Origin of the sequence: Methylocystis bryophila (assembly GCF_027925445.1) — a bacterium.
Lineage (GTDB): Bacteria > Pseudomonadota > Alphaproteobacteria > Rhizobiales > Beijerinckiaceae > Methylocystis > Methylocystis bryophila.
Genome location: NZ_AP027149.1, coordinates 1,838,312 through 1,858,551, shown reverse-complemented (window position 1 = coordinate 1,858,551; position 20,240 = coordinate 1,838,312). Strand labels below are relative to the sequence as shown.

Genomic DNA, 20,240 nt, shown 5'->3' with positions numbered 1-20,240 from the left:
GAACTCCCGTCAAGTGAATCCGTCGCAAGCTTATCCGGCGAAGTCGCCGGCATAGGCAATTGCCCTAATTGCGTCATCCAGTCAGGCGCGGCTACAAAGCGCATAAGTTTCTTTTTGCTGCTGCATGCAGCGTATTTTCAGAAGGAGGATCGCCTCATGCGCTCATCCCGCTCTTTTCTCTTTGCGGCGGCGCTGCTGCTGGCGTCGTCTTCCGCGCAGGCGGCGATCCTGGAATTTTCGACAACGCTCAACGGATCGAGCCAAGTCCCGCCAAACGCCTCGGCGGCGACTGGAAGCGCATTCGTCTTTTTGAATACGAGCGCGCAAACCCTCGCTGTGGATATAAGCTTCACCGGTCTCAGCGCCCCCGCCTCCGGCGCCCACATCCATTGTTGCGCGCCCGCGGGGTCAAACGCCGGCGTTGCGATCCCGTTTACCGCCTTCCCGGCCACGACCTCCGGCGTTTACACCAACACATTCGACCTTACCGCGGCCGCCACCTATGAGACGGCCTTCCTGACCACCAACGGCGGCGCCCCGAGTTCGGCGGAAGCCGCTCTCGTCACCGGTCTCGAAGACGGTCTCGCTTACGTGAATATTCATGACGTGAATTTTCCTGGCGGTGAAATTCGGGGCCAACTCGCTGCCATCGCCCCCGGCCCGGCGCCCGGCGCCGGTCTGGCGGGTCTGATCTTTGCGGGCGCCCTGCTCGGCTGGCGGCTGAGTAAACGCGAAGTCGAAGCGACCGGCTGATCAGGCAGAAGGCCGCGCGAGCTGAACCCCGGCTCCAGCGCCGGGGTTTTCGTTGGATCCGGGGAAAGGTCTTAAGCCGGCAGCAGCGGTTCAATCAGCGCGAGGAGACTCTCTTCGTAAGCTTGGGCGGAAAAATGCGCGTCGTAAAAAGCGCGCGCCGGACTTTCCCGACGCTCCTGCGGCGTGAGCGCCCGCTGTCCGGCGGCGCGCCTCGCCGCCGCGGCGAACGCCTGTGGCGCCTCCGCGATCGAAACGCCCTCCAGTCGAAGCGCTTCCTCACTCATGCCGCGCAACGCGTGCGCGGTGGCGACGAGCGGCAGGCCGCTCGCCAGGGCCTCCACCGTTTTGATCGAGAGGCCATGACCGCCGATTGTCGGCAGCAACACGAGCTTCGCAGCCGCATAGATCGCGCCAGGATCGTCGACGCGGCCGAGGAACCAGGACTTATAGCGGGCGAAAAGCTCGGGCTCGCATGCCTTAACGCCGGCGTCCACGCTGCCGGCGATCTTGATCGGCAGATCCGCCAATTGCGGCGCGACCTCGCGCAGAAACCAGATCGTGCTCTCGACATTGGCCGAATTATTGCTCGAAACGATCACGATATCCTCGCCGCCGGGTCCCGTCGGCGCCGCTGGCACGGCGGGATAGAGCAGCGCATGCGCCTTCTGCGGCAGCAGCGACCGAAAGTCCTTATCCTCCTCTGCGTTGAGATGGATAAGGAGATCCGCCCGGCGCATTTGCGCAAGCTCCTCGGCGAGCATCGTGTCATAGCTCACATGGGGTCTGAGCCAAGGCATGCGCTCGTTCATCAGGGCAAATTGGCGCGCCTGCAGATCATGGCTGTCGAGCAGGACTTTGGCGCCCCGCGCCAGACGCTCGGCGACAGGCATCAGGAAGAAATGATTGCAGTGAACGAGATCGAATCGGATCTCCCGCAACTCCGGAGCGAGCGCCGCGCGCTCCGCCATGCCGGTGCGGATCACCGCTTGATCCCCGTGAATGTAAGGCCAAAGCACGTTTTTGAGAAAAAGCGGGTCGAGCACGGCGCGAAAGGGCGCGCCGGCATCATATCGCTCGCCGTCGTCAAGCTCCGGCGTCGCGCTTCGGAAGCCGCGCCAGATCCAGTCGCGCCCTGGGCTGAAGCCAGGATCGCTTGACACCGCGACCGGACACACGCGCGCGCCAAGCGCCCGATAAGCCGCGACCTGGCCGAGCACGACGCGATAGGTCCCGCAACTGTGCCAAGAGGGATGCACGAGCGCGACCGCGCGTCCTTGGAGCGGAAGAGTCTTGGGTGAAACCGGGGACAAGCGGGAACAGCTCCGAGCGCCAAGGCTGAGATGGCCGTCAGCCCAGGCTGTGCGGCGCGACGGCCATTCCTCGACATGAAGTGTTAACGGCGTGGGCTTTCAGCTCGCGCCGGGCAACACCAAGGATGACCAGGTCCATTATGCTGGAACGAACGTGTGCTTGAAAAGCCCACGCCTTCGCTGCCCGCCTCACGACGCGGCTCGCCTTCCGCCTGTCGCGGGCTCCCTGCGCCCAGACGCTCGGCTTTCAGTGGATCAGGGGCGAAAGCTCACGTCCGGCCTCGGAGTTCAGCTCTTTCGCGTCGAGCGTGCCGTCGCCATCGATGTCCGCCTGCTTAAAGAGTTTCGTTGCGAGCGCGACGTATTCCTCCTTCGACAGGGTCTTGTCCTTGTCGGGGTCCGCGTCAGAAAACTCTTGGGCAGCCACGCGCGAGCCGAGCTCATCACGATCGAGCGTGTCATCCCGATCCTTGTTCATGCGGTCGAAACCGGCCTGCGCCCCCTTGGTCACCTCGTCGAGGTCCAGCGTCCCATCGTTGTCGGCGTCCAGCGCCTTGATCTCAGCCTGTTGCGCTTGCGCCGGCAGCGAGGCGACGAGCGTCCCGCCGAGCAGCAACCCTCCGGCGACCAGACCGATCGCGAGCCTTCTTCCCTGCGCCATTCTATCCCTCCCTCGTTCGGCGAGCGGCGCAGGCTGATAGCAGGGGCGCCGCGGGCCGCTGGTACAGGTAGCGCCCATCAGGCGCGGAGATATGACGAGCGCGCAAAAAGCTTTCAGCAAGAGCGCAGAATCGAGCGCATCACCTTCGCGAGGCCAAAATGACGCCGACGAGGCCCCCGAGCAGCGCCGCGCCGCCGAGCGCCGCCCATGGCGTCGCGCGCCAAAGCGTGAAGCGAATCACGAGCTTGTCACCTTCGACCGCAAGGGTGTCGAGCGTCGCGCGAAGCAGTTCCGCTTTGGCGTCGTCTTTGAGCCGATAGAAGGGCCGTCTCGCCAGCTCGGCTTTGATCGCGTTTTCGGCGAGCCCTTTCGCGGCGCCCTCCAGCTCTCGCCGCTTCTTGTCGAGGAGTTCCGCCGCGCCCGGCCCGGCAAGCCGCGCAAGGCCCGCCAAGGCCCCCGCGAGCTTCCCCTCCTCGCCCAGCGAAAATTTCTCGAGCCGAACGTCTTCCGGCTCGAAGTAGAAGGCGCCGTCCTCATAGAGCGGCTTTCCGCGCAGGCTGGCTAAGAGGGAAAAGGTCGGCCCGATGACGAGCTTCCCCTGGAGGAGCGCGGCGATGTCGACGCGCCCCTCGGCGATGGTCACATTGACCATGCGCGCCTGCAGCGACGAGACGATCTCCGCCGCCGGTCCCTTGAGCGGCAGGTCCTTGTCGAGCAGCGGGTCGATTCGCTTTTGCAGCTCCGCTTGCGTGAAGGTGATTTCCTGCGGCGCGCGCAAGGTCATGAGACCAGCCGCTCCCGCCGCCATGGCGGCAAAGGCGGCAAGCATTTTGAGGAGTGTCGACGGCACGGGCTCGATCCCTCTCTGCGACGCGGCCGGCGTCGCCCAGGGCGCCAGCCCGTTTCATCGAGGCGAAGCCTCGATCCCAACAATCTCATTGATCGTTTACGACGAAGGCGGCATGAATGCGATCCGCCCCCGCCTCCGGCAAGTTGAAAAGGACGCCATGCGCCGGCTCGTAGCCCTTTGTCTTGCCTTCTTCCTCGCCGCGCCCGCGCAGGCCGAGCCGCTGACGATCAAGGTCGGCGTGCTGCGCGAGCCGCATTCGCGCGAGACCTTGTCGATCCTGGATCTTCCCGCGGCCGACGACACGCTCGCGGGCGCTCTCATGGGCGCGGCCGACGACAATACGACCGGTAAATTCACCGGCCAGCGCTTCGAGACGATCGATGCGAAGATCGATGACCGCGAGGACGCCGGGGCGGCGGTCGAGCGACTCGCGGGAGAGGGCGCGCGGCTCATTATCGCTGATCTTTCCGCGCCGCGCCTCCTCGCCGCCGCGGAGCGCGCCAAGGTTCTGGGCGCGCTTCTCTTCAACGTCTCGGCGCCCGACGAATCGCTGCGCGAGCAGGATTGCCGCGCCGACGTCATTCACGTCGCCCCTTCGCGCGCGATGCTTGCCGACGGGCTCACGCAATATCTCGTCTGGAAGAAATGGTCGCGCTGGCTCCTGATCAAGGGATCGCATCCCGAGGACGAACGCCTCGCCGCGGCTTACCGCGCCAGCGCCAAGAAATTCGGCGCCAAGATCGTCGAGGAGCGCCTCTTCGAAGACACGGGCGGCGGGCGGCGCAGCGATTCGGGCTCGGTGCAGACGCAGCGCCAGATGCCGGTGCTAACGCAGGGCGCGCCAAGCTATGACGTGCTCATCGCCGCCGATGAATCGGACGTCTTCGCTGGTTATCTGCCCTATCGCACCTTCGATCCACGCCCGGTTGCTGGATCGGCTGGGCTCGTGCCGACAAGCTGGGACGGCGCGCATGAGCAGTGGGGCGCGCAGCAATTGCAGAATCGCTTCACGCAAAGCTTTCACCGGACGATGAACGCGCGCGACAACAACGCCTGGCTCGCCATGCGGATGATCGGCGAGGCGGCGACGCGGACGGCGTCCAGCGAGACTGAGAAGCTTCACGCTTATCTCGTCTCGCCCGACTTTTCGATCGCGGCCTTCAAGGGCGTGCGACTGACGTTGCGCCCCTGGAACCAGCAATTGCGTCAGCCGATCCTGCTTTCGGACGGGCGCATCGTCGTCTCCGTCTCCCCGCAGGAAGGCTTTCTGCACCAGACGAGCGAGCTCGACACGCTGGGCCTCGACAAGCCCGAAACGAAATGCAGGCTGCAATGATGAAGGATGCCCCCTCCCCAGCCCTCCCCCGTTTCACGGGAGAGGGAGTAGGCCCCGCGCTTCATGAAGAGTCCCGCTTCCGCCGGCCGTCCCCTCCCCCGAGAAGCGGGGGAGGGCTGGGGAGGGGGCTTGTCCCGCTCGCAGCGTTCTTCGCCTTTTGCGCAATCTCTCCCGCTCAGGCCTTTATCGCCTATGTCAGCAACGAGAAGGGCAATAGCGTCACGATCATCGACACGGAAAAACTCGAGGCCGTGAGGACGATCAAGGTGGGCCGCCGTCCTCGCGGCTTGGAGCTCACCAAGGACGGCTCAGAACTCTTCATCTGCGCCGGCGACGACGACGCGATCCAGGTGCTCAACACGAAAACGCAGCAGATCACCGGCCGTCTCCCTTCCGGCCCGGATCCGGAGTTGATGGTGCTCTCGCCGGACGGCAAGACGATCTATGTCTCCAACGAAAACGACAATCTCGTCACGATGATCGACGTGGCGACGAAGCGTCAGATCGGCGATGTGCCGGTCGGCGTCGAGCCCGAAGGCATGGCGGTGAGCCCCGATGGAAAGACGCTCGTCAACACGTCGGAAACGACGAATATGGCGCATTTAATCGACACGCGCTCCAAGGAGATCGTCGCCAATATTCTCGTCGACGCGCGCCCGCGCTTTGCCGAGTTCAAGCCGGACGGCTCCGAGCTGTGGGTCTCCTCCGAGGTCGGCGGCACGGTCGCGGTGATCGACCCCGAAAAGCACGTGCTGAAGCAGAAGATTTCCTTCGAAATTCCAGGCCTATCGAAGGAGGCGATTCAGCCCATAGGCATTTCCATCACCAAGGACGGCAAGCGCGCCTTCGTCGCGCTCGGCCCCGCCAATCGCGTCGCGGTCATCGACGCCGAGACGAAAAAAATCGAAAAATATTTATTGGTGGGCCAGCGCGTCTGGCATCTCGCCTTCACGCCCGACGAAAAATATCTCCTGACCGCAAATGGCGTCTCCAATGACGTCTCTGTCATCGACACGGCGAGCTTGAAGGTCGTGAAGTCAATACCGGTGGGGGCCTTCCCCTGGGGCGTCGTGGTGGCGCCGCAGTGATTACGGCCGTCATTGCGAGGAGCGTTAGCGACGAAGCACTCCAGAGTCGCGGCGTAGCCCCTGGATTGCCTCGCTTCGCTCGCAATGAGGGGCAGTCGGCGTGAGCGAGACGCCAGCCCTTAACGTCAAAAGCCTCTCGCACGCCTATGGCGCGCGCAAAGCGCTCGACGATGTCTCTCTGCGCGTTGAGCGCGGCGCCTTCGCCGTGCTGCTAGGCCTGAACGGCGCCGGGAAAAGCACGCTGTTCTCGCTCGCGACCGGGCTCTATGGGGCGAGAGCCGGCGCCGTCGAGATCATGGGCTATGACGTTGCGAAAACGCCGGGCGAGGCGCTGCGCCGGCTCGGCGTCGTGTTCCAGGCGCGCACCCTCGATCTCGAATTGAGCCTCACGCAGAACCTGCTCTATCACGCCGCGCTGCATGGGATTGGTCCGGGCGAAGGCAAGCGTCTCGCCGGGGCGGCGCTTGAGCGCGCAGGGCTTAGCGAACGCGCGCGCGAGAAGGCGCGCGATCTTTCGGGTGGGCAGATGCGCCGCGTCGAGATCGCCCGCGCGCTGCTGCACAGACCGAGCCTCCTGCTCCTGGACGAGCCCACCGTCGGTCTCGACATCAAGGCGCGCGCCGACATTCTCAAGCATGTGCGCGGCCTGGTGGCGCAAGAAAATCTTGCCGTGCTCTGGACGACGCATCTCATCGACGAGATCGCGCCCAGCGATCAGGTGATCATGCTGCACGAGGGCCGCGTGCTCACGGATGGTTCCGCCGCCGAGATCGTCGCAGCGCAGGAAACGGACAGCATCGGCGGGGCGTTCGAGAAGCTGACGATGGGCGTGGTTCCCTCTCCCCGCGAGCGGGGAGAGGGTTAGTGTGAAGGGCTTGGGCTCATTCCGCGAAAGGTTGAGCGCCCGCACGCAGAGCGAAAGGCGGTATCGTTGACGTCCCCCCCGGCCCCTCACCCCAGCCCTCTCCCCGCTCGCGGGGAGAGGGAGAGCGGGTTCTCGCTCGCTCAATACGCCGTCTGCCTCGGCGGCGTGGTGTGGCGCGAAGGTCTGCGCTTTCTGCACCAGCGTGAGCGCTTCATCTCGGCGCTGGTGCGGCCGCTCGTCTGGCTCTTCATCTTCGCCGCGGGCTTTCGCTCCGTGCTCGGCGTCTCGATCATCCCGCCCTACGACACCTATGTGCTCTATGAGGTCTACATCACGCCCGGACTGATGGCGATGATTCAACTCTTCAACGGCATGCAGTCGTCGCTCTCGATGGTCTATGACCGCGAGATGGGGAACATGCGCACGCTCCTCGTTTCGCCCTTCCCGCGCGCCTTTTTGCTCGGCGCGAAGCTCTTCGCCGGCGTCGCCGTGTCGATCCTGCAGGTCGCGGCCTATCTGCTGATCGCTTATTTCTGGGAGATCGAGCCGCCGTCGAAATGGGGCTATCTCACCGTGCTGCCAGCGCTGGCGCTCTCCGGGCTCATGCTCGGCGCGCTCGGCATGCTGCTCTCTTCCGCGATCAAGCAGCTCGAGAATTTCGCCGGCGTGATGAATTTCGTGATCTTCCCGATGTTCTTCGCCTCCTCCGCACTTTATCCGCTCTGGCGCGTCAAGGAATCGGGGCTGCTTCTCTATTACGTCTGCGCGGTCAACCCCTTCACCCATGCGGTGGAGTTGATCCGCTTCGCCTTCCACCAGCAGATCGCCTGGGACTCGCTTGCGGTGGTCGCAGGCTATACGGCGCTCTTTCTCATCGCGGCGATCCGCGCCTATGATCCCGCAAAGGGCATGCTTCAGCGCAAGGGCGGATGAGACGGCCTATCTGCCAATGCGCTTCTCTTTCGCGGGCTCCTGCAGGGCGACGCCCTGCGGCAGCTTCACGCCCTTCGCGAGCTGGGTCCCGAGCCTCAACGCGCGAGCCTCGGTGATGCGCAGCGCGCAATAGCCGAAATCCGCCTCCTGCGCATAATTGCGGCAGATCTCCCCGCGCCGGGCGGAAAAGCCCGCCTGCTCGCGCACGAGATACGCCCGCAGCGGCCGATCCTTCTTGTTCTTGTCGTAGAGCGCGCGGAAGTCGGCGTGGATCGTCTTCTCGACCCGAGCGCGAAGGTTCAACATGTCCTTGGCGTTCTTGGGGTCGAACTCGGCGGCGCCCATGCCCCAGAGGCCATTGGGATCGACCCGGCAATCGGATGCGGTGATCGTGCAGGCGCCTTTTTCAGTCGATACGAGCACGGCGCCGTCGAGCACGTCGACGCTGAAGGGGCAGTCCGCATAGTCAAGCTGATAACGGCGAACGCCCGCATCGCCTTCGCGCGGGGCGAGCTTCAATTGAGCTGCCGGCGCTTCGACGCTGCAGCTCTCGCCCGAGCGGGACAGCCGATCCCCGGCAAGCGTCAGCTTGACGAGACGCGTCTCGCCCGCGGACCGCTGGAACTCCATTCGGCCGCGGCTCCCATCGAGAAACAGAGGCTTTTCGGCGATCGAATCCTCGCTCGGAGGCTTTGGGGCGACCGCCGGCCCCGCCTCGCCTTCGCTCGCAGCGGCGCGGCGCTTGCGGATCGCAGTCTCTTCCGACTGCGCCTCCGGCGCGACCGCTCCCGTGTCGGAAGGCGCGGCAGCGCCGGGCAGCGCGAGCTGAGCGCGGGCCGCCGCAATTCCAACGAGCCCGACCAGGGCGAGCGCGGCGGCGCTTCGCACGAGCCGGATGGACTGAAGCTCCAAGATGGGCATGGGCGCGTTCCGATCGAAAGCGCGCGCCGAAACTTCAGCGCGGCGAGAGGACCATGATCATCTGACGGCCTTCCATGGAAGGCTCGAGCTCGACCTTGGCGATCGTCGCGGTCTCGGCCTTGACGCGCGTCATTAGACGATAGCCGATGTCCTGGTGAGCGATCTCGCGGCCCCGAAAGCGCAGAGTGACCTTGACCTTGTCGCCTTCCTCGAAGAAGCGGCGCGCCGCCTTCATCTTTGTCTCATAGTCGTGATCGTCGATGCCGGGGCGCAGCTTGATCTCCTTGACCTCGACGATCTTTTGCTTCTTGCGCGCCTCGGCGGCGCGCTTTTGCTCGGTAAAGCGGAAGCGTCCGTAATTGAGGATCTTGCAAACGGGCGGCTCGGAATTGGGGTCGATCTCGACCAAGTCCAGCGCTGCGGCGTCGGCAAGCTCCAGCGCCTGCAGGAAAGGCACGACGCCGTGGTTCTTGCCTTCGGAATCGATGAGGCGCACTTCTCTGGCGCGAATCTCTTTGTTAACTTTGGGGCCTTCCTTTTGAGGGACCGCAACGCTCTTCATTGGCCGGCGAATGGAGTTTCTCCTTCTGACGCAAGGCCAAGCCCGAATTGGCCGAGGTTTCGATACGGGCCGCTCCCCGCCCCTTCTACAAGGATAGCGGGATGCGCGGGAACAGATTCTCACGAATGCGGCCGGTGTCAACCGCAAGCTCCCCGCGTCCGAAGAAAATCCTCGGGCGTGGTCCCCGCGCAACGGTTCTAGAACCGCCGCGGGGCCGTCGCAATACTGTCGCCAACCGACGGCGTCTGCTATATAAGCGCCCCAAAAAATAGCGCCATCGGGCGAAAGTAGCGGAGATACACCATCTTGGAACGTTGGAGCCCCAGCGGCTGGAGACAGAAGCCCATCGAGCAAACGCCGATTTTCCCGGACGCTGCCGCGCTGGCCGCGGTGGAGCGGCAGATCGCGAGCTTCCCGCCTCTGGTCTTTGCGGGCGAAGCGCGCAATTTGACCCGCTCGCTGGCGGAGGTCGCGGCTGGAAAGGCTTTCCTGTTGCAAGGCGGCGACTGCGCCGAGGCCTTTTCCGAGCACTCCGCCGACAACATCCGCGATTTCTTCCGCGTGTTCCTGCAGATGGCGGTGGTGCTGACCTATGCCGCCGCCTCGCCGGTCGTGAAGGTCGGGCGCATCGCCGGACAATTCGCCAAGCCCCGCTCCTCGCCGGTCGAAAAGCAGGGCGGCGCCGAATTGCCGAGCTATCGCGGCGACATCATCAACGACATCGAGTTCACGGAATCCGCGCGCATTCCCGATCCCGAGCGGCAACTCCTCGCCTATCGCCAGTCGGCTGCGACGCTCAATCTGCTGCGCGCCTTCTCCATGGGCGGCTTCGCCAATCTCGAGAACGCCCATCGCTGGATGCTCGGCTTCGTGCGGAACAGCCCGCAGTCCGAGCGCTATCAGAAGCTCGCCGACCATATCGGCGAATCGCTCAGCTTCATGCGTGCGATCGGACTCGACCCCCAGCATCATCCGGAGATGCGCCAGGCCGAGTTCTACACCTCCCACGAGGCGTTGCTGCTCGGCTATGAGGAGGCGCTGACGCGGGTCGACTCGACGACCGGCGACCATTACGCGACGTCGGGCCACATGCTTTGGTGCGGCGACCGCACGCGCCAAGCGGGCGGCGCGCATATCGACTATCTGCGCGGCGTGAAGAACCCGCTCGGCCTCAAATGCGGGCCAAGTCTCAGCCCCGATGGCCTCCTCCAGCTCATCGATCTGCTCAACCCGGAGAATGCGCCGGGACGCCTCACGCTCATCTGCCGCTTCGGCGCCGATAAGGTCGAAGAGAAGCTTCCCCCGTTGATCCGCGCCGTAGCCCGCGAGGGCAGAGAAGTCGTCTGGTCCTGCGATCCGATGCACGGCAACACGATCAGCGCCGGCGGCTACAAGACCCGGCCGTTCGACCGCATCATGGCCGAGATCCGGGGCTTTTTCGCCGTGCATCAGGCGGAAGGCACATACGCCGGCGGCATCCATCTCGAGATGACGGGCAAGAATGTGACGGAATGCACAGGCGGCGCGCGCGCGATTTCGGAATCCGATCTCCGCGACCGCTATCACACCTATTGTGATCCGCGCCTGAACGCTGAACAGGCGATTGAGGTGGCTTTCCTAGTGGCCGAACTCTTGAAGACGGAGAGGCTCGCTCGCAACGCCAAGGATCAGGCCGCAGCGGAGTGAGCGCGGAGCGGCCCGGCAATCGCGGGCGCGGGCGCGGCGGCGCGGAGGGCCGCGACGCTCGAACGATCCCGTTCGAGCGGGAAAGACGCTATGTCGGCCTAGCCCCGAAGTTACCTCTTTCTTAAGCAAGATCCTCGAAATGCCGGGGCGCGCCTTGCGGACGAAACCCTTGCATGACCAGAGGAGAAGCATTGTCTGGCCCAGGAATCTTCCGCTTAATGGCTCATCGCCGGAGACGTCGGCCTTTTGTTCCTGTCGCAAAAATACGCTAAGCTCAGGCTCTGCGGGCGAAACCGGATCCCGGATGGCGCGCGAGGACGCATGTATCCGATTCGGTCGAAACGGAAGGGAGGCCTGCTCGGCGTCGCGACGGCGATCTGCGCCGCGCTGACGCTCTTGGCCTGCTCCAGTCCACGCGAAACCTTCGACTTCTCGCCGGACAGTTTTACGCGCGGGCGGGTCCATGGCGAGGCGATCGCGATCCAGGAGCCCAGCGCGCCGGCCATCATCGACACGAACCGCTTCCTCATCCGCGGCGAGGGCGGCGAGCTCGCCTACCTTGCCGACGCGCAATGGTCGGACACTGTGCCGAGACTTGTGCAGGGGCGGTTGATCGACCGCCTCATGGCGCTCGGCGTCAACGCCGTTCGCCAGGGCGACAACGCGGCTTACCGCTTGTCGATGGAGCTGCGCCGCTTCGAGATCGACTCGGGCAGTGAAACGGCGCTCGTCGAGATCGTCGCTCGCCTCACGAAAAAAGACGGCGGGCAAGTGAGCGAGAAAGTCATTCTCGGCGAGGCGCCTGCGCCGCATACGCTCGGACCGGAGGCCGCGCGCGCCTATGAAGCCGCGTTGGACGCGGCGGCGGACCGGCTCGCCGCCTGGCTCCGCCGAGGAAGGTGACGCGAAAGGACTGGCGTGGGCGCCGGGGCTCTGCTACTGGACCGCTAAAGTTGAGAAGCGTCGTTACGGTGGCGCTATCTGGCGTTCGGGAGAAAGCTCAAGCAAATGGTCAAGACGGCACTCGACGATCAACTCCTTCGTTACGGCGCCGAGCCCGGCGGCGGCGCGCCCTCGAAGGTCAAGATTACCTTCGTCGATTCCAAGGGACAAGCGCGAACGGTGGAAGGCGAGGTCGGCTCGACTGTGATGGAGACCGCTCGCCGCAACGACATCCCCGAGATCGCCGCGGAATGCGGCGGCGCCTGCGCCTGCGCGACCTGCCATGTCTATGTCGACGCCGCATGGCTCGAGAAGACCGGCGCGCGCTCGCAGATGGAAGAGGACATGCTGGATTTCGCCTTCGCCGTCGAGCAGAACTCACGCCTTTGCTGTCAGATCGTCGTGAAGCCGGAGCTCGAGGGCCTCATCCTGCGCACGCCCGCGCAGCAAGGCTAGCGCGTTTCCCGCTCGAGCGATAAGGAACCGCGCTAAATCAAAAGTTTGGAGCGTGTCCTGACCGGAAAAGCGTTTCGCACTTTTCCGGGACTTGCTCTAGGCCAGCGCGACGACTGGGCGCATGAGCGGCGCGGGCGACTCGGCTTGCGTCGCCGCAAGCATGCTATAGAACAACTGGACTGTGCCCGGCGTTCGCGCGCGGGCGCTCCACCCTTTCGGGGATCCTAAAAGAATGAGCGAAGTGATCGAGACCGACGTGGTCATCGTCGGCGCGGGCCCGGCTGGCCTGTTCACGGTCTTCGAGCTGGGCCTCTTGGACATCAAGGCGCATCTTGTGGACATTCTGCCGCGCGCCGGCGGCCAATGCTCGGAACTCTATCCGGAAAAGCCGATCTACGACATTCCCGGCATTCCCCACATCACCGGCCAGGGTCTGACCGACGATCTCCTTAAGCAGATCGCCCCTTTCCATCCGACATTCCATTTCGGTGAGATGGTCGAAACCCTCCGATCGGTCGGAACGGCGGAAGAGCCCTCCTTCCTCGTCGGCACGGACTTCGGCAAAGAGTTCAAGGCCAAGGCGGTCGTGATCGCCGCCGGCGGCGGCTCCTTCCAGCCTAAGAAGCCGCCGATCCCCGGCATCGAGGCCTATGAGCACAAATCCGTGTTCTATGCGGTTCGCCGGGTCGAGGACTTTCGCGACAAAGACGTGGTGATTGTCGGCGGCGGCGACTCGGCGCTCGACTGGACGCTCAATTTGCAGCCGGTGGCCAAGAGCCTGACGCTTGTGCACCGCCGCGCGGAGTTCCGCGCCGCTCCCCATTCCGTGAAGGCGATGCAGGAGCTCGTAGCTGGCGGCAAGATCGCGCTGAAGCTCGGCCAGATTACCCATATCGACGGCGAAAACGGCGAGCTTTCGACCGCGACGCTGAAAGGCAATGACGGCGCGCAGGAGGCGCTCGCCTGCAACCGCCTCATCCCATTCTTCGGGCTGACCATGAAGCTCGGCCCCGTCGCCAACTGGGGTCTGAACCTGCATGAGAATCTCATTCCGGTCGACACCGAGAAATTCGAGACGGATCATCCCGGCATCTTCGCGGTGGGCGACATCAACACCTATCCCGGCAAGCTGAAACTGATTTTATGCGGCTTCCACGAGGGTTCGCTCGCAGCGCAGCGCATCCATCATTACGTCTATCCGCATAAGAAGCTGCTTTTCCAATACACGACGTCGTCGACCAATCTGCAAAAGAAGCTGGGCGTGGAGTGATCAAGAGAGGCGCAGGCGGCGGCGCCGACGTCGTTCACTTTGGCGACGGCGGCATCGTCTCGAAGTTCGGGATGTCGGCGCGCTCCGGATCCCACGCCGGGCGGCGCGCGCTGTAAAGCGCCATCTGCGGCTGGAACCAATCCGACTCGTCGAAAATCCCGGCGGAGAGGACGACCGCGCCGGGCCGCTTGGAATTGTGGCCGAACATGCGGCTGCCGCAGACGGGACAGAAATAACGCGTCAACGTCGAGCCGCTGTCCGCCGTCACCGCAAAGCCCCTCGTCTCGCCGATGACCTCAACGTCGGCCTCGTGAAAGAGCGCATTGGTCGTGTGGCCCGTTCCGGAAACGCGCTGACAGTCGCGGCAGTGACATTGCGCCATCCGAAACGGGGCGGCTTTCGCCGTCACCCGCACCGCGCCGCAAAGACATTGTCCGCTGACCGGGAAGCCCTCAGCCATAGCTCACTCCTTAAATCACGCTGCTTTCCGCGCGCGATCGCTTGCCGCCCAAACAATTCCATCCGAGCGGAGAACGCGCTCGAGAACCGCAGCGTTCAGGCGCGATTCCGCGTGTGGCGAGAGTAGCGCCGACGTCGCCGCGCGTCGATCCCTCGCAGGAATGAGCGGCGAGCCGTTCACTCATCTGCGATATGCGCGGTCAAGCCGTCGCGGCCAGGCGCGACATGCTCAGCGAGCGTGTGAAAATCGGGATAGTCCCCGCCATTTTGCGGGCGAAACGGAATGGGATTGTCGGTAAAGAGCCCTTCGACTCGGCGCCGCCAGCTCTCCCTGATGGCGCCAACCTGTGCGGCGCTCGTCACGAAGACCGTTCCGTAAATGGCGTGAAGCGGGAGAACGTCCATGCCCGGATAGAACAGCGCGCCATGGGTCAGCGGAAACAAAAGCTGATCCAAAGGTCCGTTGACGCCGCGTGGACCATAGTCCGCAGTCGGCCCGCCCGCGAGAACACAGACCAGCGCGCGCTTGCCCTTGAGCGCGCCCTCGCCAAACCGGTGACGATTGCCGCCATCCCTGTAGCCGTAGCCGAAACCGAAGGCGTAGACCCGCTCGATCCAACCCTTCACGATGGCCGGCGGCGCATACCACCACAGGGGAAAGACGAAGATGACGGCGTCGGCCGATAGCAATTTGGCTTGCTCGCTCGCCACATCATCGGTCTGCCGCCCCGTCGCATAGGCGTGAGCGGATTCCGCGATGAACGACAGCCGCGTCGGATCGGCGCGAGAGGGGAAATCATCGGCGTCGAAGACGGCTTTCCAGCGCATGCCGTAGAGATCGGATTGCGCGATCGCATGACCCTGCTTCTCGAGCGCGTCGATCGCCACCGCCACGAGCAGTCGCGTCAAAGAGGTCGGTTCGGGATGGGCGTAAACCAGAAGGATGTTTTTGCGCACGGCTCAGATCTCCAGCATTGAAGGCTCGACGGCTGGAGCTTGTCGTTTCGACCACTATCTGTGAAATTGATTATTTTTTGCTCTATCATCATTTTGATGGATACCAAGCGCATCGACCTCAACCTGCTTGTGACGCTCGAAGCCCTGCTCGCCACACGCAATGTGACGAAGGCCGCGGCGCGGCTTCATCTGAGCCAGCCCGCCGTCAGCGCGCAGCTCAATCGCCTCAGAGCCTTGTTCGAGGACCCGCTGCTCGTTCCCGCACATCGTGGCATGACGCCGACGGTCAAGGCGCTCGAGCTTCTCGACCCCTTGCGTCAGGCGCTTGATCAATTGCGCGGCACGATGCGCAACCACAAGGATTTCGCGCCCGAGAGCGCGGCCTTCACGCTGACGATCGCCTGCTCAGATTATCTGGAGGCGGTCATCGTCGGTCCCCTCGTCCTGGCGCTGCGCCGCGAGGCGCCGCGCATACGCGTCGCCGTTCGCCGTTTGAGCCCACAGCAGCTCGAGCCTCAGCTCGCAAGCGGCGAGATCGATTTGGCGATCGCCATGCCCGACGGCGACGCCCAGCATTTGCGCAAACGCCGTCTCTTCGACGAAAGCTACGTGCTCATCGGGCGCCGCGATCATCCAAAACTGAAGGCCGCCCCCACGATCGAGGACTATGTTCGCCTCGAGCATGTGATCGTCTCACGGCAAGGCGGCGGCTTCACAACGCCCGTCGACGAGGCGCTGGCGGCGCTGGGCCATCGCCGCAATGTCGTGCTCTCGGCGGCGTCCTTTCTTTTCCTGCCGGAGATCGTCGCGACGAGCGATCTCGTCGCGCTCGCGCCGCGGCGCCTTCTTCAAGCGCATCGAAATCGATTGACGATCATCGAGCCGCCCTGGCTCTCTGAGCGATTTGAGGTCGCGCTGCTGTGGCACGAGCGCAGCCACGCGCACGCCGGCTCGCGTTGGATTCGCGAGCGGATCGTCAGGCTTGCCGCCGAGGGCAAGGAGAGCAGGCCTGCGGCGCCCAAACACGACGCTCCGCAGCCCCGGAAGAAGGGAAAGCGTTAGCGGCCCCTCGCGCGATCACGCCGTGGCGCTTTCCGTCCCATTCAAGGCGCGCTTCAATTCAGCGATGTCGAGCTTGGCCATCGTGGAGCTTTGACATGTCGGCTCCTCCTCGTGGCTTAAATCATTTTCAAACCCTTGAGGCTCGCGTGCCCGTGCCGCCCGATGACCAGATGGTCGTGCACGGCGATGTTGAAGGGCTTCGCGATCTCGACGATGTCGCGCGTGAGCCGCACGTCGGCGGTGGAGGGAGTCGGATCGCCGGACGGGTGATTATGCGCGAGGATGAGCGCCGAAGCGCTGAGCTCGAGCGCGCGACGAACGATCTCACGAGGATAGACGGGCGTGTGATCGACCGTGCCGACGCCGAGCAATTCGTCGGCGATCAGGCCGTTGCGCTTGTCGAGAAAGAGCACCCGGAACTCCTCACGCTCGGCGTAAGCCATCGACGCATGGCAATAGTCGATGACCTCGATGAATGAGGACAGCGCGCGCCGCTTTCCAACCTCGCCGCGGGCGAGACGGCGGCCCGCCGCCTCCATCAGCTTGAGCTCGCAGACGGCCGCTTCGCCTAACCCTTCGATCTCGCGCAACCGCTCGGGCCGCGCCGCGACGACCTCGGCGAAGGAGCCAAAGCGCGCGACCAAAGCCTTGGCGAGCGGCTTCACGTCCCGCCGTGGGATCGCGCGAAACAGCACAAGCTCGACGAGCTCATAATCGGAAAGAGCGCCGGCGCCCGCCTCCATGAAGCGGTCGCGCAGTCGCTGCCGGTGCCCGTGAAAATGGGGCTCCGCCGCCTCCTGCATGCCGTCGGGAGTTTGCGTTTTGGCCTTCATGTCGGACTTGCGGCAGTGGGCAAATAGGCAGTCGGCAGTAGGGCAGAAAACCGTTAAGGCGCGACTGCCTACTGCCCACTGCCGACTGCCGCGAGAGGATTGTCGCGCCCGGTCGGCGACAGCGTGAAAATCTCGACGCCAGTCTCGGTCACGCCGACCGAATGCTCGAACTGCGCCGAGAGCGAGCGGTCACGGGTCACTGCCGTCCAGCCGTCAGAAAGGATCTTCACCTGCGGCTTGCCGAGATTGACCATGGGCTCGATCGTGAAAAACATGCCGGGCTTCAGCGCGACGCCCTTGCCCCGTTCGCCATAATGCAGAATGTTCGGCTCGTCATGGAACAGCCGCCCAAGACCGTGCCCGCAGAATTCGCGCACGATGGAGCAGCGCTCGCTCTCCGCATATCGCTGGATCGCCGCGCCGATGTCGCCGGTCGTCGCACCCGGCTTCACCGCGGCGATGCCCCGCATGAGCGCCTCATAGGTCACCTCGATGAGCCTTTCCGCGCGACGCGGAATTTCGCCGACGCCAAACATGCGCGAGGCGTCGCCGTGCCAGCCGTCGAGGATGAAGGTCACGTCGATGTTGACGATGTCGCCTTCGCGCAAGGCTTTGTCGTCGGGGATGCCATGACAGACGACATGGTTGATCGAGGTGCAAATGGATTTGCGATATCCGCGATAGTCGAGCGGCGCGGGATAAGCCTCGTGCGCCATCGCGAAATCGAAGACGAGCTTATCGAGCGCGTCGGTCGTGACGCCGGGCCGCACGTGCTCGATCAGCATGTCGAGCGCATCAGCGGCGAGACGCCCGACGCGGCGCATGCCTTCGAAGTCCTCGGGGCCGTGCAGTTTGATATGCCCGCTCTTGCGCCCGGCGGGCGCGAGATGGGACTCGATGAAGGTCATGGAGGCGGTCTTTTCCTGGCAGGTCGCGTGACGAAGACGCGAGATTAGCGGCGCCGGCGACGTCTATGCAAGCATTTGGAGCGCATTGCGCTCGCTGGTAGGCTCAGGAAGACGCGCCAGGGCGACCCCGTCAGTTCGATAGAATCTGCCGTCTCTCACTGCTTGCATCTTCGACACGGCGCCCGTCTTTTGACCAGCCCTCTGCAAAGGGGGGCCCGGGCGCCAATCGCTATCTATCTGTTCATAAATGAAAAACTTCAGAAAGCCGCTTGGCGCCGGTCGTGCTTGAGTTATGGAGAAGCGTCAGAAATGACGTCACGGCCCAATGACGGGCCTTGCAGCAACGCCGCTGCTCCGAAGTCGCCGCATCCGAAGCGGGACTTCGGAGCGGCGGCTTTTTTTTTGCCGCGCGACAGGTTCGCTCGGCCGGCGTTGGAGCGAGCGACATGCGACCGAGATCCCTTAGATACTTCCGCCTTGACTCTCGACGACGGCGCTGTCGGCTGCTGGCCGTGGCCGCTGCGGGACTGCTCGACGTCTCCTTGGTTCAGGCGGCCGACGTCTCCAAAACAGATGCGGCGCCTCCTGCGCAACCCGCTCCGCCGCCCGCTCCGCTCGGGGTCTTCGGCGACGCTTTGCCGGGGGCGGGGAATCTCCTGGTGACTCTCTCGCCGACATTCATAGGAAACGCTCACTCGCTGATCGGCACGCAAGGGGTGTCGGCGCAACAAATTGTGGCGACGACGCCCTGGTACTGGGGCCCGACAGCGCCCCTAAGGGTCGTGCCGACGACACGGCTGGACGAGATGCAGTCGGTCACGCTTGCCTATGGCGTCACCAAGGACTTTTCCGTCGTCCTGAACACCGGCCTCATCGAAAAACACATCAGCTACATCATCTTCAACGGAACGAGCGGGATCATTCCCAGGGGCACGAGCAATCCGGGCACGGAGAGCCTGCAGGACACCCAGCTTTCAGGAATTTGGCGCGTCTATCAGGACCCGATCCATCGCGTGCAGCTCAATCTCGGCATGTCCTTCCCGACCGGCAGCGACCACAATATCGCGACGTCTTTACAACCTACAGGCGTTTGGGCGACGGGGCGGGCCTTTTATGGAATGCAGACGGGGACCGGCACGTTCGACGTTCTCCCGGGGATACTCTACGGCGGCTTTGTAGGACCCTGGTCCTGGGGTCTATCCTACCGCGCGCGCTTGCCGCTCACCGTCAATGACGAAGGCTATATGTGGGGCAATTATCAGGAGGCGAACGGCTGGGTCGGCTATAGCTGGATTCCCGGCTTCACGACCACCTTCCGCGTGAGCGGCAATATTCAAGATCACATCGTCGGCGCCGACCCATGGATCGTCGCGAAGATCCAGGCGGCGGACCCGCTCTTTTACGGCGGCAAGCGCATCGAACTGTTCGGCGGCGCCTCGCTTGACGGCAAGCTCATCGGCGTCCCCGGGCTGACTTTGCTGGTTGAAGGCGGAATTCCGGTCTACCAGGATCTGAACGGGCCACAGCTTGCGAAGGCGTGGCAGGCGACGATGGGGTTGCGCTGGAAGGCGACAGACGTGGCGGCGACGCCGGTCGCGGAGGGATTGCCCGCGCGCAAGGGACCCGTCGAGGCGGCCACTCCCTTCGCGCCGATATGGAGTGGCCTCTATCTCGGCCTCAACTCGGGCTACTCTTGGAACGCCGACGACGCCACGCGCTTCGACTATGTCGGCTCGGGTGGCGGCTTCGTCGCCCTCGCCGCGCGGGGCGCCGTGCCGGCGAGCTTCAGTCTGAACAACAGCGGTTTCATCGGTGGGGCGCAGATCGGATACAACCGGCTGCTGAGCGACAAATTCCTGACCGGTTTCGAGACCGACGTGCAGGGTCTCGCGGTGGGCGTGAGCGAAGCGAACTGGTTCGCCGCGTCTCCTCCGACCTATGTCCAGGGCGTGCGCAGCCAGCATAATCTGGGCACCGTGCGCGGACGCCTCGGCTTCCTGGCGACCGAGACCTTGCTCGCCTATGGAACGGCCGGGCTCGCCTTTGGCGAAGCCGATCTGAGCGCCGTCTGGTTCAGCCCGAGCCTTGCGCCCAAGCTCAATGGAGGCGGCACTGCTTATGGCTACCAAGATATGCGCACTGGATGGACGGGCGGCGGCGGCGTCGAATGGATGTTCTTGCCGAAATGGAGCGCCAAGGTCGAGTATCTCTACTATGATCTCGGCACCGCGACGACGCTTCCGCTGCAGGCGGTCTATGGATCGAAGGGGCTCTTCTCCAACGCCTCCTATCGGGCGCGCTTCAACGGCGACGTGATCCGCGCCGGCGTGAATTATCACTTCGGCTGGGGCGCGTTGCCGCCGGTCCTCGATAAATTCTGACCCATTC

The 20,240-nt window shown here is 64.2% G+C and carries 20 protein-coding genes; 11 read left to right on the top strand and 9 right to left on the bottom strand.

Features of this window, described 5'->3' with window-relative positions; translation table 11 throughout:
* The first annotated feature begins 156 nt into the window (after positions 1-156).
* On the top strand, positions 157-753 hold the full coding sequence (locus tag QMG80_RS08765) for a CHRD domain-containing protein (protein WP_158658815.1): 597 nt from the start codon (positions 157-159) through the stop codon (positions 751-753).
* A gap of 71 nt (positions 754-824) precedes the next feature.
* On the opposite strand, the gene QMG80_RS08760 is transcribed toward QMG80_RS08765, so the two are convergent.
* From QMG80_RS08760 to QMG80_RS08750, 3 genes are all read right to left on the bottom strand, one after another.
* Positions 825-2,063 carry a glycosyltransferase gene (locus tag QMG80_RS08760; RefSeq protein ID WP_085772472.1) on the bottom strand — a complete coding sequence of 413 codons (1,239 nt, stop codon included), beginning with the start codon at positions 2,061-2,063 and terminating at the stop codon, positions 825-827.
* 247 nt (positions 2,064-2,310) lie between these two features.
* Positions 2,311-2,724 (bottom strand): lanmodulin LanM, encoded by a 414-nt coding sequence (gene lanM, locus QMG80_RS08755; RefSeq protein ID WP_085772471.1) that lies wholly within the window; start codon positions 2,722-2,724, stop codon positions 2,311-2,313.
* Positions 2,725-2,863: 139 nt separating this feature from the next.
* Positions 2,864-3,574: a YceB family lipoprotein gene (locus QMG80_RS08750; protein ID WP_158658814.1), complete on the bottom strand. Its 711-nt coding sequence runs from the start codon at positions 3,572-3,574 to the stop codon at positions 2,864-2,866.
* Between the two features lie 157 nt (positions 3,575-3,731).
* On the opposite strand from QMG80_RS08750, the gene QMG80_RS08745 reads away from it, so the two are divergent.
* The 4 genes from QMG80_RS08745 (at position 3,732) to QMG80_RS08730 (ending at position 7,796) form a co-directional block, all read left to right on the top strand.
* Positions 3,732-4,910: an ABC transporter substrate-binding protein gene (locus QMG80_RS08745; protein ID WP_085773769.1), complete on the top strand. Its 1,179-nt coding sequence runs from the start codon at positions 3,732-3,734 to the stop codon at positions 4,908-4,910.
* Positions 4,907-5,998: a YVTN family beta-propeller repeat protein gene (locus QMG80_RS08740; protein ID WP_245299950.1), complete on the top strand. Its 1,092-nt coding sequence runs from the start codon at positions 4,907-4,909 to the stop codon at positions 5,996-5,998. Before QMG80_RS08745 ends, QMG80_RS08740 begins: the two co-directional genes overlap by 4 nt.
* Before the next feature lie 100 nt (positions 5,999-6,098).
* Entirely contained in the window at positions 6,099-6,863 is a 765-nt protein-coding gene (locus QMG80_RS08735; RefSeq protein ID WP_085772469.1) for an ABC transporter ATP-binding protein, read from the top strand.
* Positions 6,864-6,929: 66 nt separating this feature from the next.
* The gene (locus tag QMG80_RS08730; protein ID WP_085772468.1) at positions 6,930-7,796 is read left to right on the top strand and encodes an ABC transporter permease; all 867 of its coding nucleotides are present in this window, start codon (positions 6,930-6,932) and stop codon (positions 7,794-7,796) included.
* A 6-nt stretch (positions 7,797-7,802) separates the two neighbouring features.
* Here QMG80_RS08730 and QMG80_RS08725 read toward each other — a convergent pair whose 3' ends face one another.
* Positions 7,803-8,717, bottom strand: coding sequence for a hypothetical protein (locus QMG80_RS08725; protein ID WP_085772467.1), 915 nt, complete (start codon positions 8,715-8,717; stop codon positions 7,803-7,805).
* A 34-nt stretch (positions 8,718-8,751) separates the two neighbouring features.
* Positions 8,752-9,279: a translation initiation factor IF-3 gene (infC, locus tag QMG80_RS08720; protein WP_085772466.1), complete on the bottom strand. Its 528-nt coding sequence runs from the start codon at positions 9,277-9,279 to the stop codon at positions 8,752-8,754.
* 303 nt (positions 9,280-9,582) lie between these two features.
* Between infC and QMG80_RS08715 the strand changes: the two genes are divergently transcribed.
* From QMG80_RS08715 to QMG80_RS08700, 4 genes are all read left to right on the top strand, one after another.
* Entirely contained in the window at positions 9,583-10,965 is a 1,383-nt protein-coding gene (locus QMG80_RS08715) for a class II 3-deoxy-7-phosphoheptulonate synthase (RefSeq protein ID WP_199769086.1), read from the top strand.
* A 321-nt stretch (positions 10,966-11,286) separates the two neighbouring features.
* Positions 11,287-11,868, top strand: a complete 582-nt coding sequence (locus tag QMG80_RS08710; RefSeq protein WP_085772464.1) for an ABC-type transport auxiliary lipoprotein family protein — start codon at positions 11,287-11,289, stop codon at positions 11,866-11,868.
* Positions 11,869-11,973: 105 nt separating this feature from the next.
* Entirely contained in the window at positions 11,974-12,363 is a 390-nt protein-coding gene (locus QMG80_RS08705) for a 2Fe-2S iron-sulfur cluster-binding protein (RefSeq protein ID WP_085772463.1), read from the top strand.
* Positions 12,364-12,595: 232 nt separating this feature from the next.
* Complete coding sequence (locus tag QMG80_RS08700) at positions 12,596-13,633, top strand: NAD(P)/FAD-dependent oxidoreductase (protein ID WP_085772462.1); 1,038 nt, start codon at positions 12,596-12,598, stop codon at positions 13,631-13,633.
* Positions 13,634-13,667: 34 nt separating this feature from the next.
* Here QMG80_RS08700 and QMG80_RS08695 read toward each other — a convergent pair whose 3' ends face one another.
* Together QMG80_RS08695 and QMG80_RS08690 are read right to left on the bottom strand one after the other, a co-directional pair.
* The gene (locus QMG80_RS08695; RefSeq protein WP_085772461.1) at positions 13,668-14,093 is read right to left on the bottom strand and encodes a GFA family protein; all 426 of its coding nucleotides are present in this window, start codon (positions 14,091-14,093) and stop codon (positions 13,668-13,670) included.
* A gap of 176 nt (positions 14,094-14,269) precedes the next feature.
* The gene (locus QMG80_RS08690; RefSeq protein ID WP_085772460.1) at positions 14,270-15,049 is read right to left on the bottom strand and encodes an NAD(P)H-dependent oxidoreductase; all 780 of its coding nucleotides are present in this window, start codon (positions 15,047-15,049) and stop codon (positions 14,270-14,272) included.
* 96 nt (positions 15,050-15,145) lie between these two features.
* Here QMG80_RS08690 and QMG80_RS08685 point away from each other — a divergent pair, with 96 nt between their 5' ends.
* Positions 15,146-16,111, top strand: a complete 966-nt coding sequence (locus QMG80_RS08685) for a LysR family transcriptional regulator (RefSeq protein ID WP_085773767.1) — start codon at positions 15,146-15,148, stop codon at positions 16,109-16,111.
* 116 nt (positions 16,112-16,227) lie between these two features.
* Here QMG80_RS08685 and radC read toward each other — a convergent pair whose 3' ends face one another.
* The gene (gene radC / locus QMG80_RS08680) at positions 16,228-16,944 is read right to left on the bottom strand and encodes a RadC family protein (RefSeq protein ID WP_085772459.1); all 717 of its coding nucleotides are present in this window, start codon (positions 16,942-16,944) and stop codon (positions 16,228-16,230) included.
* Positions 16,945-17,012: 68 nt separating this feature from the next.
* A complete protein-coding gene (map, locus tag QMG80_RS08675) occupies positions 17,013-17,852 on the bottom strand; it encodes a type I methionyl aminopeptidase (RefSeq protein ID WP_085772458.1) in 840 nt (279 codons plus the stop codon).
* Positions 17,853-18,364: 512 nt separating this feature from the next.
* On the opposite strand from map, the gene QMG80_RS08670 reads away from it, so the two are divergent.
* On the top strand, positions 18,365-20,233 hold the full coding sequence (locus tag QMG80_RS08670) for an outer membrane protein (protein WP_281926315.1): 1,869 nt from the start codon (positions 18,365-18,367) through the stop codon (positions 20,231-20,233).
* Positions 20,234-20,240: the final 7 nt, after the last annotated feature.

Coding starts and splice junctions, on each gene's coding strand:
- QMG80_RS08765 (WP_158658815.1), top strand. CDS start 157: ATGCGCTCATCCCGCTCTTTTCTCTTTGCGGCGGCGCTGCTGCTGGCG.
- radC (WP_085772459.1), bottom strand. CDS start 16,944: ATGAAGGCCAAAACGCAAACTCCCGACGGCATGCAGGAGGCGGCGGAG.
- QMG80_RS08705 (WP_085772463.1), top strand. CDS start 11,974: ATGGTCAAGACGGCACTCGACGATCAACTCCTTCGTTACGGCGCCGAG.
- QMG80_RS08745 (WP_085773769.1), top strand. CDS start 3,732: ATGCGCCGGCTCGTAGCCCTTTGTCTTGCCTTCTTCCTCGCCGCGCCC.
- QMG80_RS08725 (WP_085772467.1), bottom strand. CDS start 8,717: ATGCCCATCTTGGAGCTTCAGTCCATCCGGCTCGTGCGAAGCGCCGCC.
- infC (WP_085772466.1), bottom strand. CDS start 9,279: ATGAAGAGCGTTGCGGTCCCTCAAAAGGAAGGCCCCAAAGTTAACAAA.
- QMG80_RS08700 (WP_085772462.1), top strand. CDS start 12,596: ATGAGCGAAGTGATCGAGACCGACGTGGTCATCGTCGGCGCGGGCCCG.
- QMG80_RS08740 (WP_245299950.1), top strand. CDS start 4,907: ATGATGAAGGATGCCCCCTCCCCAGCCCTCCCCCGTTTCACGGGAGAG.
- map (WP_085772458.1), bottom strand. CDS start 17,852: ATGACCTTCATCGAGTCCCATCTCGCGCCCGCCGGGCGCAAGAGCGGG.
- lanM (WP_085772471.1), bottom strand. CDS start 2,724: ATGGCGCAGGGAAGAAGGCTCGCGATCGGTCTGGTCGCCGGAGGGTTG.
- QMG80_RS08685 (WP_085773767.1), top strand. CDS start 15,146: ATGGATACCAAGCGCATCGACCTCAACCTGCTTGTGACGCTCGAAGCC.
- QMG80_RS08695 (WP_085772461.1), bottom strand. CDS start 14,093: ATGGCTGAGGGCTTCCCGGTCAGCGGACAATGTCTTTGCGGCGCGGTG.
- QMG80_RS08710 (WP_085772464.1), top strand. CDS start 11,287: ATGTATCCGATTCGGTCGAAACGGAAGGGAGGCCTGCTCGGCGTCGCG.